This window comes from Gracilibacillus dipsosauri (assembly GCF_003176895.1).
Taxonomy (GTDB): Bacteria; Bacillota; Bacilli; order Bacillales; family Amphibacillaceae; genus Gracilibacillus; species Gracilibacillus dipsosauri.
Map to the genome: position 1 here is coordinate 317966 of NZ_QGTD01000005.1, position 17201 is coordinate 335166.

General features: G+C 34.3%; 15 protein-coding genes. 5 read left to right on the plus strand and 10 right to left on the minus strand.

Features of this window, described 5'->3' with window-relative positions; translation table 11 throughout:
* Window positions 1-99: 99 nt before the first annotated feature.
* From DLJ74_RS20370 to DLJ74_RS20880, 6 genes are all read right to left on the minus strand, one after another.
* Window positions 100-261: a hypothetical protein gene (locus tag DLJ74_RS20370; protein ID WP_181397437.1), complete on the minus strand. Its 162-nt coding sequence runs from the start codon at window positions 259-261 to the stop codon at window positions 100-102.
* 74 nt (window positions 262-335) lie between these two features.
* On the minus strand, window positions 336-923 hold the full coding sequence (locus DLJ74_RS05500) for a hypothetical protein (protein WP_146202425.1): 588 nt from the start codon (window positions 921-923) through the stop codon (window positions 336-338).
* An 81-nt stretch (window positions 924-1004) separates the two neighbouring features.
* Complete coding sequence (locus tag DLJ74_RS05505; protein WP_109983671.1) at window positions 1005-1424, minus strand: hypothetical protein; 420 nt, start codon at window positions 1422-1424, stop codon at window positions 1005-1007.
* 841 nt (window positions 1425-2265) lie between these two features.
* Window positions 2266-2895, minus strand: a complete 630-nt coding sequence (locus DLJ74_RS05510; protein WP_109983672.1) for a hypothetical protein — start codon at window positions 2893-2895, stop codon at window positions 2266-2268.
* Window positions 2896-3329: 434 nt separating this feature from the next.
* Window positions 3330-4163 (minus strand): IS3 family transposase, encoded by an 834-nt coding sequence (locus DLJ74_RS05515; protein ID WP_342767726.1) that lies wholly within the window; start codon window positions 4161-4163, stop codon window positions 3330-3332.
* A gap of 111 nt (window positions 4164-4274) precedes the next feature.
* Window positions 4275-4484 carry a transposase gene (locus DLJ74_RS20880; protein ID WP_281269902.1) on the minus strand — a complete coding sequence of 70 codons (210 nt, stop codon included), beginning with the start codon at window positions 4482-4484 and terminating at the stop codon, window positions 4275-4277.
* A gap of 178 nt (window positions 4485-4662) precedes the next feature.
* Between DLJ74_RS20880 and DLJ74_RS05520 the strand changes: the two genes are divergently transcribed.
* From DLJ74_RS05520 to DLJ74_RS05535, 4 genes are all read left to right on the plus strand, one after another.
* Window positions 4663-4908 (plus strand): hypothetical protein, encoded by a 246-nt coding sequence (locus tag DLJ74_RS05520; protein WP_245902264.1) that lies wholly within the window; start codon window positions 4663-4665, stop codon window positions 4906-4908.
* A gap of 815 nt (window positions 4909-5723) precedes the next feature.
* Window positions 5724-6335: a TetR/AcrR family transcriptional regulator gene (locus tag DLJ74_RS05525; RefSeq protein WP_109983673.1), complete on the plus strand. Its 612-nt coding sequence runs from the start codon at window positions 5724-5726 to the stop codon at window positions 6333-6335.
* Complete coding sequence (locus tag DLJ74_RS05530) at window positions 6328-6858, plus strand: hypothetical protein (protein ID WP_109983674.1); 531 nt, start codon at window positions 6328-6330, stop codon at window positions 6856-6858. The genes DLJ74_RS05525 and DLJ74_RS05530 overlap by 8 nt, the downstream gene beginning before the upstream one ends.
* 26 nt (window positions 6859-6884) lie before the next feature.
* Entirely contained in the window at window positions 6885-8039 is a 1155-nt protein-coding gene (locus tag DLJ74_RS05535; RefSeq protein ID WP_109983675.1) for a DUF418 domain-containing protein, read from the plus strand.
* Window positions 8040-8092: 53 nt separating this feature from the next.
* Here the strand turns inward: DLJ74_RS05535 and DLJ74_RS05540 are convergent, their stop codons facing one another.
* Both DLJ74_RS05540 and blaOXA read right to left on the minus strand, forming a co-directional pair.
* On the minus strand, window positions 8093-8320 hold the full coding sequence (locus tag DLJ74_RS05540) for a hypothetical protein (protein ID WP_109983676.1): 228 nt from the start codon (window positions 8318-8320) through the stop codon (window positions 8093-8095).
* 25 nt (window positions 8321-8345) lie between these two features.
* Complete coding sequence (gene blaOXA, locus DLJ74_RS05545; protein WP_109983677.1) at window positions 8346-9146, minus strand: class D beta-lactamase; 801 nt, start codon at window positions 9144-9146, stop codon at window positions 8346-8348.
* Between the two features lie 132 nt (window positions 9147-9278).
* On the opposite strand from blaOXA, the gene DLJ74_RS05550 reads away from it, so the two are divergent.
* Window positions 9279-10628, plus strand: coding sequence for an aminotransferase-like domain-containing protein (locus DLJ74_RS05550; protein ID WP_245902265.1), 1350 nt, complete (start codon window positions 9279-9281; stop codon window positions 10626-10628).
* 176 nt (window positions 10629-10804) lie between these two features.
* On the opposite strand, the gene DLJ74_RS05555 is transcribed toward DLJ74_RS05550, so the two are convergent.
* The gene (locus tag DLJ74_RS05555; protein WP_109983679.1) at window positions 10805-16726 is read right to left on the minus strand and encodes an Ig-like domain-containing protein; all 5922 of its coding nucleotides are present in this window, start codon (window positions 16724-16726) and stop codon (window positions 10805-10807) included.
* Window positions 16723-17199 (minus strand): hypothetical protein, encoded by a 477-nt coding sequence (locus DLJ74_RS05560; RefSeq protein WP_109983680.1) that lies wholly within the window; start codon window positions 17197-17199, stop codon window positions 16723-16725. Before DLJ74_RS05560 ends, DLJ74_RS05555 begins: the two co-directional genes overlap by 4 nt.
* Window positions 17200-17201: the final 2 nt, after the last annotated feature.

Below are 17201 nucleotides of genomic sequence, written 5' to 3' on the forward strand. Positions count from 1 at the left end.
ATTGAGTTTCATTTCTTACTGCATTTACATCTGCGTTTGTCAAGAAGCGAATAACATAATTGAACACTCGCACCCAACAGTTGAATAGCAAACTTGCACCTACTTATTAAGTTCATCTAATAATTGTATTATCTCTTGGTTCTGTTTAACTTGAATTTCACTATTTAATTTGATTTTGTAAATCCACATCAATAACAAAACTACCGCAATAGGTAAACCGATATATACAAACAAAATCCAAATAAATGCTAAACCACCCATTACAATCTCCCCTTTAACGAAATGGCTGTATCCCTTATTGAAGATAAGCATCCGTTAGCACAAGAAACGATTATCTATTTCTTTATTAGATTCCCATCTTCATCATAATATTTATAATTTCTAAAGCTATATTCACTTTCATCGGATTGTGGTAAATCAGTCCAAGTAACTGATGCTTTATTTGGAATAAATTCTTGTTCCACTATTTTTCCATTGACACTTACTTGCATTTTAGCAACCTTGCTTTCATCATTGGTCACAAACATAAATTGGAGATTTTCTGTATTAGATGTTTTAGGAATGAAAGAACTAAATTTTTCATTTTGCTTTTCTTCTATATATTCCCATTCGTAATTGCCCTCTGAATTTTTTATAAATTGGATATAAGCTGGACTACCATTTGATAGAAACCCCACCACTCTAACATCATTAAGATCTTTAATAATCAGAATATCAATTGACTTACTTTCATACCCATCAATAGATTTGATAACTTTTACTATCGATTCTTTATTGTTACCGTATACTTTTTGTGTGTTGTTAAAATAGAAAACTGTAATCATAAGAACAAGGAAAATCGCGGGTATAATGAACACCATATTTTTCCTCTTTAGCAAAAAAACCCCCTCTACGAAGTTGTCTTTTTTAAACAATCCTGCCACTTCTTTACCTCAACAAAGAAAAGCGATTACTCTTGTTAAGCATTCGCACCCGTTAATGCAATAAGATTTTACCAATATTGTTTATTCAGACGAATTATTAACTAAGAGATATTCCTTATTATTATCTCCAACAAATTGTAATCCTTTTATGTAAGGTTCAAAGGTTGTAATCTCTTCCTTTGAAAGCCCCTTTGAATCAAATATAATTTCTCCGTTAATTTCAATAGTATCTTTGTTATATTTTATATCTTGCTTTTTTGTTTCAATAAGTCTATCTTTTATATTCATTGAGGGAATTACATTAACAGTATCAACAACACTTACATCATCTTCATTTGCAATTGTAATTTCATACGTCAATTTTTGTTTGTGTTCAGACTCAACAGTTCCAATTGAAACTTCACTATTTATTATTCTTTGTTCTCTATCGTTTTCGCTTGTACTTGAACAGCCTGTTAATATAATAAAACTTGCTAATAAAAAAACTATAACTTTTTTCATATAAACCTTTCTCAATCCTTTCTTGAAGAAAACTGCTTCGTTAGTTTAAGTATATTTCTTCACGATCTTCTTTTATCCTACCATAACTCTCTATTTGTTTTTTTAATTTTCTAACCAATTCATATTTATGAATGACTCATTACTCTTAAGTTATGACACTTTTAAAATTGTATTTATTTATTGCGACCTCTATTTGTTGTAGCTTTGAAATAAAGTTTGATAATTTATAATAAAGATTGATCATTTTAAATAAAGTCCGATATTTTTTAAATATGTTTGATACAATTAATGTGATGAATTGTTCCAGAATCGGGCCAAATTATTGAAGACTGGATTTGATATAACCCTGAATATTTTTTGCATTATTCATAATTAATTTAGTATTTTTTAGCAGCTATTAATATAGTAGGTTTTTTCCTCACATCAATAAAGATCTAATTTATTTAATTGGTTGTAAAGCTTGTAGCTATAAGAGTACGGTTATTGACAAAAAATACAAGCAGGAGTCCTACCAACCGCGTTTTGTTGGTAGGACCCCAAGCATGAATAAACACCCCAACAACTGGTATAGTTGAATTGACTAGAATCACATAACCATACAGAATAGATGCTTTCTATATGATACTTCTATCTTAGAATAGTATATTTTGTAAACTAAAAAAGCCTGATGAAGGCAAAAGTAAAGAAGTGTCTTCATCAGACTAAATAATTATATTAACTACTAATTAGTTCACTAGTTTCAAAGTTAAACCAGAATAAATATCTATAAATTTTATTCTATTAATCAGTAAGAAAAGGCTTCCTTAAAAAAATATCTATTAGGAAACTTGAATTTAATAGGCTAAGAACAAGAACCTATTATTGCAGAAATACCAAAAAAGTCTAATAATGCTTCTTTTGTACTAGAGCCAACTCTTGCTGATACTTTATTAACCGCTTTCTTTAATGCTGCTTTTCTGCTTAGGTTATCTTTTCGGTATTTATCATAGAAATATTTTACTGATTTAACAAATTTAACTGTACCACCAAACTGATCAATAAATTTTTTTACTTTTAAAATTTTTGTCAAAGGAATGCCATTTGAAACTATTGCCATACCTATAGCACCAACGCAAGCAAAGACATTAAAGTTTAACTGGTTACCAAAAGGATCAAATTTCAACACACCATTAACAACTTTTGTTTCAACACCTGACTCTTGTTCGACCCATTCAGCTATTGCTGAGTCATCTCCACTGTTAACTAATTCAGCTGGTATATTTTCTATCGCCGACAAAATATCTAAAACGAAAGGATCAACTTGATCCCCATCATGTTCGCCATCTAAGTTGAGTTCTAAAATGTCTAAGTTGGAATTAGGATTTGGTACCTGATTTTCTTGTGCAAAAACTGAACCTGTTGGACCAATAGCTGAAACTAGGAGCGCAGCTACTAACAAAGTTACAAGACACTTCTTCAAATTAATTTTCAAATAAATTCCTCCTTTGTAAACTACTAGCTAATAGTTTATTATATTATATATATTAAATCAAGGAGGAATTTAGATATGATTGGTAATATTAAGAAAATTTTACCTTTAGTAGGTGTTATCTTTATGGGAACAGTAGCGTTATTAAATATTTTTAGTGATAACGAGTATATGGTCTCCATAGTTAGTGTAATTTTATTTTTTATACTATTAATACTATTTTTTATTAGTAAAAAAACTTCATAATTTATATGTCTCATAGAAAGTAAATAAGGTAACATTGGATCTACGTAAATATTTTAGACACAAATAAGTTAAGTTTTTATTGATTCTTTTTTGCTACCGCGCTTCGCTTGCTACCCTACATGTTTTGTGAGGTTCTTGGTTTTTAGAACGTCACAAAACATGTAGGTAAATAAAGAATATGCTGAGGGAAATCAACTGGCGCGCACACAATTGTCTTCCATTTCTTGTGGTGTTTTGTAATCTATGCTGCCGTGAATTCTTTTACGGTTATACCAACCTTCAATGTATTGAAATAAAGCTATTCTAGCCGATTTTTCATCGATATATTGAATTTGATTCACTTCTTCCTTCTTTAAAATAGCGTGAAAGGATTCTATGCAAGCATTGTCATATGGACTTCCTTTATAGCTAAAAGAGTGTACCATGTTAAGTTGTTCAATCACTTTGGCAAATTTATCACTTGTGTACTGACTACCTAGATCAGAATGGAAAATAAGACCTTCATCTGGTTGTTGTGTTTCATAGGCGTTTTTCAAGGCTGTAATAATTAATTCAGTTGTCATGGTGCGTCCAAAAGAGAAACCAACAATTTTCTTAGTATGTAAATCCATGACAGATGCAAGGTAGCACCAGCCATATTTAAACGTGTATATATACGTAATATCTCCAACCCACTTTTCGTTAATTGTATGGGTTGAAAAGTCCCTTTGTAAGATGTTTTCACGCTCGACAACCTTTTCTTTACTTGGCGTTGGACGGAACTTTTTCACTGTAATAGATTTAATATCAGCTTTTTTCATCAATCGCTGTACACGTTTAAGGCTTACCCGGTACCCTTCCTTCACCAAAAGGTGATGGATTTTAGGAGCACCATATCGTAGTTTACTTTCCTGATGAATTTCTATAATTCTTTCAGTTAATTGGCGATTCTCTTGCTCGCGATTAGAGATCGATTTAGTTAATGATTTATAATACGTACTTTCTAGGTACACCAAGCACTTCACACAATGTGTGAATGGGATAATTGTCTTTCTGTTGGTCGATTAGGTCAGTTATCTCAGCGTCACTTATTTTTTCGCAAATATGGCCATAGCCTTTTTTAAGATTTCATTTTCCTGTTGTAGCTTAAGCATTTGCTATTGAAGTTTTGCATAGTCATCCGGGGTTATGGAAGATCCAACTTCCAATTCCATAGGATTTAATTTTTTAATCCATGCATAGATAGTTACTTCAGATACGCCATATTCGCTGCTTAAATCTCTAACCGATTGACCGGAATGATATAAATCAACAACCATTTTTCGAAAGTCATCATTATAACGTTTGCCGTTTTTGTGATTTGTCATTGGACACATCCCCCTAAGATTGATTGTAATTACTTAACTAAGATGTGTCCATGAAACTATACTAACATTAGTAGGATAAAAGAAGATCTGAAGAATTTTACTTAAACTAGCGGGGCAGTTTAATACAACAAGGAATATAGGGGTGAAAGTAAAAGATTTGGGATGAGGAGGGAACATTATGCCAATTTTTTCTGTAATTGCATTTTCGGCATTGTTTATTGCAATAGTGTCAATATTTTTTGCTATCAGAGGTAAGTATCAATTTTACTGGGTCTCAGCAGTTGGAATTTATGTTTTTAGCTTTTTAGCAGGCTTTTCGATTGGACAAATGACAGTTGGTTTGACCTTTATACCTTTAACTTTGGCTATTGGATATTCTTTCGGTTGGATAAAAAATAAAATGCACAGCATCATTTTTCTTTAATTGGATTCCTTATGGTGATTTATGTAGGTAACTTGTTATTCTATCCGTTGTTTCCACTTTTTAATTAACGGGTTCTTTAGTGAAAGAAGAAGTCGATTATCAATTTCGAAATCGGCTTTATTTATGTCATAACAGTTCTACTTGGTGTCACAACTCGCCAGATTGTTGAATAAAAAACAAGTAGCGAGAGAATATTCTCAGCCTCTAGTCTGATTAAAAATAATTCCTAAAGATTATATTCAAGTGGATATAGAATGTTTATAATGATTATGATCATCTGTGTTAGTAATCTTTAACAAATAGTTAATTTACCTGCAACAATAAGACAAGCTAAATAAATAGATTTGCTGTTAAAATCATTCAAGAAATACATTAGCCTTTCTTTTTTTCCTCTATTATCAATTCTATTAGTAGCGCACTTAAAGGTATACCCATTAATAATATCTCCATCATATTGTTCCCTTAAATATTCCTTTACTATATTAAATTTCGGATTCACTTTTCAGGAATATAATAATGGTGATAATGGTAAAGATCAACCTTATATCTTCAAAGAACTCAATTATAATATCGGAATAGTAATGCTCATAGGAGTCAGTACGGTTTTCTTACTTAGGATTTTATAATAATCTACAAAAAACCTTCCATAAATCCCATTAATTCCCAATTTAACCACAAGAAAAATGCGACCTTAGATCACCTTCTTTAAGTATTGCCACCCGTTAATAAAAAATGACCAATATTTTTATAATATATTTATATTGTAAAATAAAGTTTTTTATAATATAATCATATTATAAAAAGGAGGTCTTCTTATGCCTAAAAAAGTGGATATAGTTGAGAGAAGAAATCAGATTGCGCAAGCTACTTGGCAAGTAATATTGAAAAAAGGGATAGATAAAGCTTCGATTCAGAATATTGCAGCTGAAGCAAACATGTCGGTTGGACTTATTCAGCATAATTTTTCATCCAAAGCTCAGCTAATTCATTATGCGATGAAATTAGTATTAGATCGAATGGAACAGCGTGCAATGGGCCGTCTAAATGCTTTTACTGGAACAAAAGAGAATAAGTTAAGGAGATTAATGAAATTTCTTATACCGACAAGTCACGAGGAAATGATGGAAGCAAGGGTATGGATTGCCTTTTTAGGTAATTCCTTTAACGATCCTAAACTTCTTGAATTAAAGGAAGAAATGGACCGCTATTCTCGAAAATTAATAACGATCATTTTAGAGCTTATGACGGAGCTAGGATATCTTGGTCACCAGCATAATCGAGACTTGGAGCTTGAATTTCTCTACGCTTTTATAGATGGTCTTGTCATTCATGCCATTCAGGCCCCTCAACAATATACGAATGAAAAAATGGATCAATTGATTGAGCATTATTTACAAGAAAAAATGGGGAATCATGCAGATGGATAAAGTTACTCTTATCATCCCATTGCTTATTGGTATCCTAATCTTCCGTCAGTTTATCCCAAAGGAAGTCAATCGTTTTGATTTTATTGGCTTGCCCATATTAGGATTGTATAAAACCTACTCCAGTTTACCCAGTACATTAAATGCTGAAATATTAGCAGAATTAATTTGTCTACTTATATGGGCGGCCATTATCGGAATCTATCAAGCAAAGAAAACAAAGGTTGTTTACCATTATGACAAATTAAGTACTGTTGGAGGAATCCATTATATTGTTCTTTGGATTGTCATGCTTATTGGAAGAATAATTATATTATTTGCCTTTCACTATACTGATTTCATGAGTGCAATTCAATCGGGAGGAGAGCAGTTTAAAAACGATATATTTTATTTAGTATCCCAGTCAGGTGATTGGCTAATTTGGTCTACAATTGCTGCCTCTTCTATACTATATAGCTTAACCTTGTATAAGGACCATCCAGAAATAAAGGAATTTTTCCATACACAGATAAAACAGAAAGAATAACGTATGATTAGAGAGGAGCAAGTAGGATGAGTTATCATCACCAAAAGCGCATTCGTTTATTAGATATTTTTCGAGGTATTGCCATATTAGGTACGTTGGGGACAAATATTTGGATTTTTGCCTATTTAGGCGATATAAGCTATATATTTACATTTGATCATTATGAATGGTGGAGTTCTATCGATCACTTTATTCGTATCTTGTCACTTTCTCTCGTCAATGGGAAGCTTCTGGGATTATTGGCCATCATGTTTGGCATTGGTCTAGAGTTAAAGTATCAGCAGTCATTACGAAAGGGTCGTCCGTGGCCAGGTGTATATTTATGGACCTCTTTATTCTTGTTAATCGAAGGCTTTCTTCATTTTACATTTGTGATGGAATACGATATTTTGATGGCCTATGCCATTGCAGCAATAATTGTCGCATTCATTGTTAAAGCCGGTATGAAATACATCAAGAGATCCTTGATCCTTATCGGAGTTATTCATTTACTGTTCATTTTACTCCTCTTTTTAGCAGGGCTTACTCAACAAATATCAGGAAATTTCTTAGGGGATATGCAGGAGACTACCTATCTATATGAAAACAAATCATGGCTAGATCAGATTCAATACAGATTATCGAACTTTCTCTCTTTGAGAGGGGAGGCAATATTTACTATTCCATTAAATGTGTTTTTGTTTTTAACTGGGGTTCTTCTCATGAGGAAAGGAGCTTTCGCCAATGATGCAAAAGGTAGATATATCCGCAGGAAAATGCTCCAGATTGGCTTATGTGTCGGTTTACCTTTAAACTTGTTGCTTTTTGTACCTGGAGGATTATTTGATTTTCCTGTTCGCTATTTATTTGCACCGATCCTTTCCATTGGGTATATGGGTCTTATCGCATTTATGGTAGAAAAAAAGGAATCGCTACATGTATGGGGAATTCTCGAAAAGGTTGGTAAAGCTTCGCTAAGCTGTTATGTAATGCAGAACATTCTCTGTTCGATTATTTTTTATGGATGGGGCTTAGGCGTAGCTCCTTTAGAAGACTCATTCATCATACTACTCATTTTATGCCTAGTGAGTGTTGTTCAAGTATTATTTGTTATTCTTTGGCTCAAATTTTATAAGCATGGACCGATGGAGGCAGGGCGCAAATTTATGACACGTCTTGTTATGCCAATTAACTCAAAGTAACTAAAGAAGAGGCACAATCAAAACTGTGCCTCTTCTTAACTAATCTAGTTTTTTTATTCCGTGAATCTAAATAAGGCACCAAGAAAACTGGGAACAAGATAAGATAGAATGGCGATAACGATCCCTAATAATATTAGTAGTATTTTCCTCTTATAGATTCCGATATGTACGATCATAACTCCTAGTACATATCCTAAAAATACATAGACTCCCATGGCTCTTAAAATGGTAAACGCTCCTATCATGACAAATAAGACAAGACTTAGTATATATCTTTTCAACTTTATCTTCCTTCTCAAAAATTTTTTATTCTCGAATGATGTCCTTCTGTTTCAGAACAGCTAAAATAACATTCTTAGCCTCTGATCCAGTTCCATCAATGTTTGTGGCAAATACCCATTTCTCTTTAGTTGTTTTAATAAAACCAATATACCAGCCTAAACCTAAATCGGAAAGCCTTGTACCTGTTTTTCCGTGAAGAGTATACTCATCTTGCTCATCCTCTATCATCATTCGTTTAACCGTCTTTTGATGTTTTTCTGCAAAGGGAAGCTGTTCCTTAACTAATTTTTCGATAAAATCTATTTGCTCTCTTGCCGTAATCTTTAAACTACTGTCCAGCCAAAATGTATCAATTCCTCCAGAAATATCTTGATTTCCGTAGTCTAAGAGATTCATATAACTTTGCATTTGTTTTTTACCGATATCGCGAGCCATATGTTGATAATACCAGATAACAGAATGTCTCATCCCTGAAGCAAGGGTATGATCGCGATTCCAATCTTCAAATTCTCTAATGGTCCCGTCCCATCGCTTCACCTCGTATTCATCTCGGACGGTTGATGTTTGTAGCCCAATTAAAGCATTAGGTACTTTAAAGGTCGATTCTGGTGTGAATTTTTCTTTGCTTCTCTCTTGATTGTAGACGTAGGTTTTATCTTTTTTTAGATTTTTCAGAATGATCGTCCCATCCTTTCCATTTAGTAGCTTCTCAACACCATGGAGTTCCTTTTCTTTATTTCCTTTTGCGTCTGCTCCCATTTGCCCTACCGTGAACACAATCAGAAGTGTGAGTAAGACGACTAAACCAATACGCAACTTTCTCATATTATCCCTCCTAAAAATTATATTATTTGATAGAAAAAGCATTGTTACTAACTTATACTATAATCATCGCACAAGAAATTAGAAAGCTATATTTTATTCATCTGTACCCATACAATGGAGGAGGATAAAGAAGTGGAAAGGAAATATAAAGAGACGATTCAGGAAATCGAGAAAAGGATGAAGGAAGGACGGCTCAAGCCTGGTGATCGACTACCTTCCATCCGTCAATTATCCAAGGAGTTACAATGTAGCGTGAATACCGTTATAAAGGCCTATGATGAGTTGGAAAAGATGCACAGGATCTATTCCGTACCGAAAAGTGGTTATTTTATGGTGGGGAGCAATCAATCAAAATCTCCCTCCTCCTTAGAAAAAATAGACTTTTCTGCTGCCGGTCCTGACCTAAGTCAAATGCCTTATCGAGATTTTCAACATTGCATGAACCAGGCAATTGAACGGTATAAAGAGGAGATGTTTCATTATTCAGAGCCATTAGGACTTGCTTCCTTGCGTAAACAGCTTTCTAAACAACTACAGGATGTTCAAGTTTTTGCACCACCGGAGCGTATTTGTGTCGTATCTGGCTCTCAGCAAGCATTAGACCTTCTGCTTTCTATCCCTTTTCCGAATGGGAAAGAAGAGATTTGTACAGAGCAACCCACTCATCCAAGCTTTATCCAATCTCTCACCAATCGAAAGCTTTTAGTCCATGGGATTGAAAGGACAAAAAACGGCATTGATTGGAACTATTTAGAGAAGATTTTCCAAGAGAAAGATACCAAGTTATTCTACACCGTGTCGAGATTTCAAAATCCAACTGGTTATTCTTATACTAACGATGAAAAGAAAAAAATCGTGGAGCTTGCACAAAAATATGATGTCTACATCATCGAAGATGATTATATGGGAGACCTTGACACAACAAGAAAAGCTGACCCGATGTATGCCTATGATCCATCTGGAAGAGTTATTTATACAAAAAGCTTTTCCAAAGTGCTTTTGCCTGGATTAAGACTCGGTGTGGCTGTGTTACCCGAGGCACTACTCGATAGCTTTGCCAATGCTAAATTTGCAGCAGATGTACATACCCCTGTCATCACTCAAGGTGCACTAGAAATATATTTACAAAGTGGGATGTACCAAGCACACATTGAAAAACTCAGACAACAATATAAACATAAAGGCATCCTGCTTCGAGATGCTTATGAAAAATACCTTCCTAAGGAGGCAAGCTTTACTAGCGGAGACTCTGGTTTTTATTCAACCATTGAGCTACCAAAACGTATAAAAGGCAAACAGCTTGTTGACTACCTTTTTCATAAATATGTACTTGTCCAAGACGCCGCAACGATGTACCTACCAACATATCGTCAAGAAAATCGTATCCGACTAAGTGTATCTCAGGTTAATGACAAGAACATCCCAATCGGCATTGAAAAAATTAGTCAGGCAATACAGGAATTGCTTGTGAAGAAATGGTAACTAGTAATTTTTAAAGTAGTGCGTGTTTGGTATGTTGCTAGAATACTGCGTGTTTTTCAAGATATAACCGTTTATCTTGGTGATCTTACTTGGCTTGTGCAACATGGCCAAGATATTTTCTAATTATACAAAAACAAAAGATTGTAGAGCATCAATACTCTACAATCTTTTTCTCGTTATTCCTCTGCTGCTTTCTTTCCTTTTCTAGATCGAACCAGAGCAAATAGAATTGCTAATAATAATGCAGCGACTCCTGCGATACTAACAGAAAATAGTGGTTTATTTTCATAGAATTTTGTTAATACACTTTTTTCTGTTATTTCAAAAGGTAAGCTTCGCGTTACTTCATTACCTGCTTCGTCGTATGCAGTAACTTCTACATTATATTTATTAATTTCTGAAAAATGGTATTGGACGACTTCGTTGCCATCTTGTTCACTAACATCTCCATCATATGCTTCACCATTTACGGTAATGGATTTTATTTTATCTTGTGGATTATCTAATTGAATAGATAAATCAACTGCTTCTACATATTCTTTGTTTTCTTCAGCTCCATCAAATATGACCTCAGGCTCTGTTTGATCAATGATAAATTCAATTGTTAATTGCTGAATATTACCAGCTTGATCTCTTACCTCGAAGTAGAGAACATGTTTTCCTTCGGATTCAATTGGATCACCTAATTCATAAGGCTCTCCGTTTAGAGTAAGAGCAATAATATCATATGCAGTCATATCATCAATCAGCAACTCAGGAATGACGACATCATTTAGATATTTACCAGAAATTTCTTCATTAAAAACGATCTTTGGTGCTGTCTTATCGATCGTAAATACGATCGTTCTTTCGGAAACATTATCCGCTAAATCGGTGATCAATGCTTTTAGCACATAATCTCTTTCTTCCGTTAGCTGTAAACCATTTTTAAAGGCTGCACCGTTTAATGTGACAGAAGTTCTCTTCTCATCTAAATGCTTATCTGAGTATTCAACCTGTGGTCTAATATCCTTATTGAAAAAGCCTTCAATAATACCTGTAATACTTAATTTAGGCTTCGTCGTATCAAGAGTAAAGCCTACATTTAATGTTGTTTCATTTCCAGCTTTATCCTGTGCAACCACTTCATAACCATATTTCATTTCTTTAGAAGCTAGTGGCACATTACCAGCAATATTACCTCCATTATTCAAACGAACAGATACAATCTTATCTTCCTCGTTATCCAGTTGGAAAATAGGCTGGAACACATGATTTATATAAGATCCATCGACCAATTCCTTATTATCTCCACCCATTATTGGTGTGATGACTGGTTTTGTTTTATCAATAGTAAAGGATAGTGTTGCCGTATCGCCATTATTTGCTTTATCTACAGATTCTACAAAAATCTCGTAATCCCCTTCTTGAGTGAAACGATGTGCAAAGCTAGCGATGGAATTTTGGTAACGATTATTTGTAATCGCAAAACCACCTACCGGATAGTTTTGTCCATTTCTTGTTACACGAATTGTGTTCAAGTCAAAGTTCACATCTTTTATCGTTACACCTACTGGTACATCTGTATTGTAATATTCGCCATCCTCTACCCCTGTAATATCAATCACTGGTTTTTTCGAATCAATAACAAAGCCTTTTTGTGCGGTTCTTGCTTTATTACCAGCATCATCTGTAGCATTCATTCTCACATGATAGGCACCATCTTGGCTGAAGCTATAACGCAACTTCGATAAGAAATTACTAGTTCGCCATGATGCTCCTCTATTTCCTTCGACTGCATTAGTGATATCTTGTCCATCCTTCGTTACTTGGAACTGAACAGTATTTCTTGCAAAATTAGTTTCTTCAATTGTAAATTCAGCGCTTCTTCCATTGTTGTAATATTGGCCATCCTTCACATTATTAATCGCAAGGGCTGGTGCAGTTTTATCCACCGTGAAATCTTTCGTTTGAGTTTCTCCTTTGTTCCCCGCCATATCGGTTGATTTAATCTGAACTCGATACGTGCCTTCACTAGTAAAGTTATACTCCCAATCCATCGTACGTCTTGAGAAGCTCGGTGCTTTTCCAGTGTTATATGCTTCCATTTTTCCGGTTGAATGATTTAATTTATAGATTTTTAGCTCTGTCTTTTTTTGACTAACATTGGCATCATCAACATCTACTTTTACTTTTTTGCTAGTGCGATAATGCTGATTATCTGTAACACCGGTAATGGAAATCTGAGGCTTCACCGTATCAATTGTAAAGATATCGACTTTAGCATCTGCTTCGTTACCAGCTTTGTCTGTTGCTGATACCTCTACTTTGTATTTTCCATCTTTTTCAAAACGGAATGCTAACTTGCTAGTTTCACCATTATTCTTCCAATTATCAAATCCATCATTATATGGGACAAAATTACCTTGTGCATTTTCTCGGTAAATTTTGATAGTTACGTCATTGTTAAAATAATTATGTTCGTTAACTGTAACTACCTCTGTTTTGTGCTCTTTATTAAATGGTGCCAAATCCGTTAGTGTAATAACAGGTTTAGTATTGTCTACTGTGAAAGAAATACTTTCTTTTGTTTCTTGTTTTGCTTTATCTTTAGCTACAACTTCGATAGTGTAGTCACCATCGTCCTTAAATAAATCTTTCTTCAAAATATATTGGTAATGTCCTTCGGGTTTTTCTTTCCACGTACCAGACTCGTTATCATTGTAAGTTTTTTTCTTACCATTGTTGTCCACTACTGTAATCGTTATTGATTTATTCTTCACATTCTTCTCTGTTAATTTAATTGGTATTAGTTTTGTGATGTCTTTATCTTTAATATCACTCCATTTTACAAATGAAGGCATCGAATGATCGATAGAAATTACTGGACTTGTTTTGTCGATTGTGAAACTTTTTTCCATAACTGCCTCATTCTTTGCTTCATCACTAGCTATTAAGGTGATAACATAATCCCCTTCGTCACTAAAGGTAATGCTATCATTAAAGTTTTCTGATCCAGTTTTGCTGAGATCGTCTAAAGTCTTACTATCCTTTGTTATATTCAAGTCATATTCAGTGATATTCGTATCATTAACAGCAAGTGTAACTTCTTTATTGACCGTGTAATGTGTTCCATTGTCAATACCATTTATCGAAACACTAGGTAATGTCTCGTCAATGGTAAAGATCTTATGAATCTTTTCAGACTTATTACCTGCTTTATCAGTCGCACTAAACGTAACCTGATAATCACCATCTTGATCGAAATTATAAATTAGACTTGATTGCTTCCCTTTGTTTCGCCATTTAGAACCATTATCACCTTCTACTTGATCGGTGAAGTCTTTTCCATCTTTTAACACTTCAAATTCTACGCTATTTTCCTGATAGTTCAATTCATCTACACTGAAGGTTACCTTTTGTGCTTTGGAATAATACTCCTGATTCTTCAGGCTATCAACCGAAACAACTGGTGGTGTTTCATCAATCGTAAAAACAACCTCTTGAGTTTTCGCTTTACGTCCAGCTAAATCAGTTGCTTCTAAAATGATCTGATAAGTTCCTTCTTCTTCAAACTTATACTTCCATTCCGCTTCTTTCTTATCAAAAACTAACTCAGTATCAATTCCTAAAGCTTCAAATTGATCAGATTCTTCACTCCATTTATTCACTTCTAGATTGGTAAGATCTTCATCAATATTGTTGTCTTTAACGCTTACTGTAACTGGCTTAGAATCGCTATAATGGTGATCATCTTCGACACCACTAATCAATGACTCTGGCTGTGCAGAATCCAAAGTAAAAATAGCTTCCACTTCTTTCGCTTTGTTACCCGCTTTATCAGTTGCAGATACTCTGAGTCGATAAGTTCCATCCTCTTCGATAGGGAATTTAGCATTTGATGTTACACCAGTATTTTCCCATTCATCAAATTTATCAGACTTATAAGGGTGATATTCACCTTCACTATCTTCTCTTTCCACCGTAATCTTAACATTGTTGTCTTGATAATTATGTTCCTCTACCGTGACTTCCTGGGTGAATGCTTCGTCATTGTAACGATCTACATCTGAAAGCTTGATTACAGGTGCAGTATCATCGATTGTAAAGGTACGACTCTTTTCAGTTGAGCGGCCAGCATCATCTGTTGCCCTTACAGAAATCGTATACTTTCCTTCTTTTTCAAACAGCTTATTCTCTAATGTAAAATGCTTTGCTTTTTCTTTAGTCTCCCAATCGCTAGGTTTATCATACACCCATGACTTTTCCTTACCGTTATTATCAGCAAATTGAACTTGTACGTGATAATCATCTAAGTATGCATCCGAAACACTTATAGGGAAAATATTTGCAATCCCATGCTTTGTCACAAATGATGATTTAACATGTTGATTTTCGCCAATCTTCATATCTTGATTTGATGTATTTAAAACTACTTTTGGATCCGTTTTATCGATAATAAACTTACGATTTATTATTTCCTTAGTTCCGTTAATATGTTGAGTTTCAATATTTAAATCATATTGACCTTCCCCAAATTCCTCATTAATCCAGAAGAACCAACCAACGCCTTTTAAATCATCACTATTTAAATAGATTTCTTGTTCTCCCGTTAATGGGTCTGTTTTCGTGACAGTAAAAAACTCTCCGCCAAGTTTAAAATCCCAAAAATTTATGCCAAGAAGTATATCGTTTTGATAATAGGCTTGTAAACTCCCATGGTTGGTTTTATCGGTTATGTTTACTAGATTACTACTTGTTAATAGTGTAAACGTCTTGTTTATCTTAATTTCATTTCCCGCTTTATCAACAAGCGTTCCAGATAGTGTATATTCACCCTCATCCTCTACCTTATAGGTTGCTGTAGCTTTCCCGTTTTTGTAGGATAATGGCACATCAATACTTACCTCATTGTCAAAATAAACATGCTTAACTGTAATGGTACTTGCCGCCACATCCAAGTTTGGCTCTAGTACGTTAAGTAAAACAGAAAATGGTTGTTGATAGACTTTATCATCCTCTATATCTTGACCGTCATCATTTGTAATCGTTACTTCAGGATTCGCATCGTCCACTGTTACATTAAATGTCTGTAATGCATGCTCTTTACCACCAAGCTTGTCCGTTAATTTTGCTTCGATGGTGTAACGACCATTTTCGGTAAAGGTGTGATCAACAGTTGCTGTTTTACCACTTACTGTCATATCCTTTTCGTCAATGGTAGTACCAGCTTTTTTAATCACTAAATTAGCAGAATCAATAGCTATACCATTTTTGACAGTAAAATTAAATTCTCTTGCATGAAGAACGGAGCCACTTTTCACCGTGTCACCACTTGAAGTTTTCACACTCCACTCTGGTTCTTCCTGATGAATATGAAAGGTAAGTGTTTCTTCGGCAGAGAGACCTGCTTTATCCTTTGCATTAATGGTAAGGCTATAGTCTCCATCTTCCTTAAAGCTAACCTTTGCCTTATTCCCATCCCAATTGATAGATGGTTCCACTGCTTGTCCATTATGTTTCCATGTAATGCTTTTACTAGCTATGTTTTGCTCGACAATATTGACAGATAAAGTTTTTGAAGCATGGTATACTGCTTGATCATCAATACCAGAATAATTAATCACTGGTTCAGTCGTATCCTTTTTCACAGAAAATTCAATTGGATTTTTATCTGCTGGGATCTCCCAATTGTTTGTCCCATTAATATTCAATTGAAAATCAACTTCACCATCTGTTATGGCATTTGTATCGACAGACACATTGTATATACCGTTAAATACTCCTGAGTCATCTTTTACTTTTTGAACAGTTATGGCTTCTTTTTTGTAACTTGACTCTACATCAAACGGTTGTTCACCCGTCTCACCATCAGCTAGCTTACTATAATAGGAGCTTAAATCTACCTTAAAAGAAATACTGTCATTTGTTACCCATTCCTTATCAAAAGAACTCTCTTCACTTAAATCCCATGTTTCACTTCCAAAGACTATTTTCATATTCAATTCACTCGAAGAAAAGACACTAGAAGTAAAGATAAATGCAGTTAAGACAGATAATGTTAAAATAGAAAATAAAAGATACCACTTACTATTACTCTTCCTTTTGCTACTTCTCACCTTTTTCCCTCCTTATGTTCGGATGCTTGATGGACAACGACTATGTCTTCATCCATCTCAAAAAATGGATCTTTCTCTTCATCCATTAGTTCTGTTTCATTTAATAACGCTGTTTCGTTTAATAGAGTCGTTTCCTCCAACAGAGCAGTTTCTTGATCAGCATCCTCTAATAATTCCGTTTGTGTGTGGGCATGTTGCTGCTGTTGTTGAGGCTCTATCTTCATTTCTTTACTACTTTCACTTGTATGATTAAGCTTTTTTAAGCGGATGCTACTAGAGGTATGGCCCTTTCCATCACCAATTTGAAAGGTTGCGTTATCGAGTTTTCGTTTTTTTCTACTAAAACGAACTCCTATTAAATCTTCTATTACATGACGGATATCAAGCTTGATAAATAACCAAATTGCGATAGGAAGGGTGATGAGTGCACCAATAATTCCTCCATATAGCATGATTTGATACGTTAGTTCCATAT

What these genes read in the sequence shown, in the direction of transcription:
- DLJ74_RS20370 (WP_181397437.1), bottom strand. Translation starts at nt 261, where the DNA reads ATGGGTGGTTTAGCATTTATTTGGATTTTGTTTGTATATATCGGTTTA.
- DLJ74_RS05505 (WP_109983671.1), bottom strand. Translation starts at nt 1,424, where the DNA reads ATGAAAAAAGTTATAGTTTTTTTATTAGCAAGTTTTATTATATTAACA.
- DLJ74_RS20880 (WP_281269902.1), bottom strand. Translation starts at nt 4,484, where the DNA reads ATGACAAATCACAAAAACGGCAAACGTTATAATGATGACTTTCGAAAA.
- DLJ74_RS05520 (WP_245902264.1), top strand. Translation starts at nt 4,663, where the DNA reads ATGCCAATTTTTTCTGTAATTGCATTTTCGGCATTGTTTATTGCAATA.
- DLJ74_RS05525 (WP_109983673.1), top strand. Translation starts at nt 5,724, where the DNA reads ATGCCTAAAAAAGTGGATATAGTTGAGAGAAGAAATCAGATTGCGCAA.
- DLJ74_RS05530 (WP_109983674.1), top strand. Translation starts at nt 6,328, where the DNA reads ATGGATAAAGTTACTCTTATCATCCCATTGCTTATTGGTATCCTAATC.
- DLJ74_RS05535 (WP_109983675.1), top strand. Translation starts at nt 6,885, where the DNA reads ATGAGTTATCATCACCAAAAGCGCATTCGTTTATTAGATATTTTTCGA.
- blaOXA (WP_109983677.1), bottom strand. Translation starts at nt 9,146, where the DNA reads ATGAGAAAGTTGCGTATTGGTTTAGTCGTCTTACTCACACTTCTGATT.
- DLJ74_RS05560 (WP_109983680.1), bottom strand. Translation starts at nt 17,199, where the DNA reads ATGGAACTAACGTATCAAATCATGCTATATGGAGGAATTATTGGTGCA.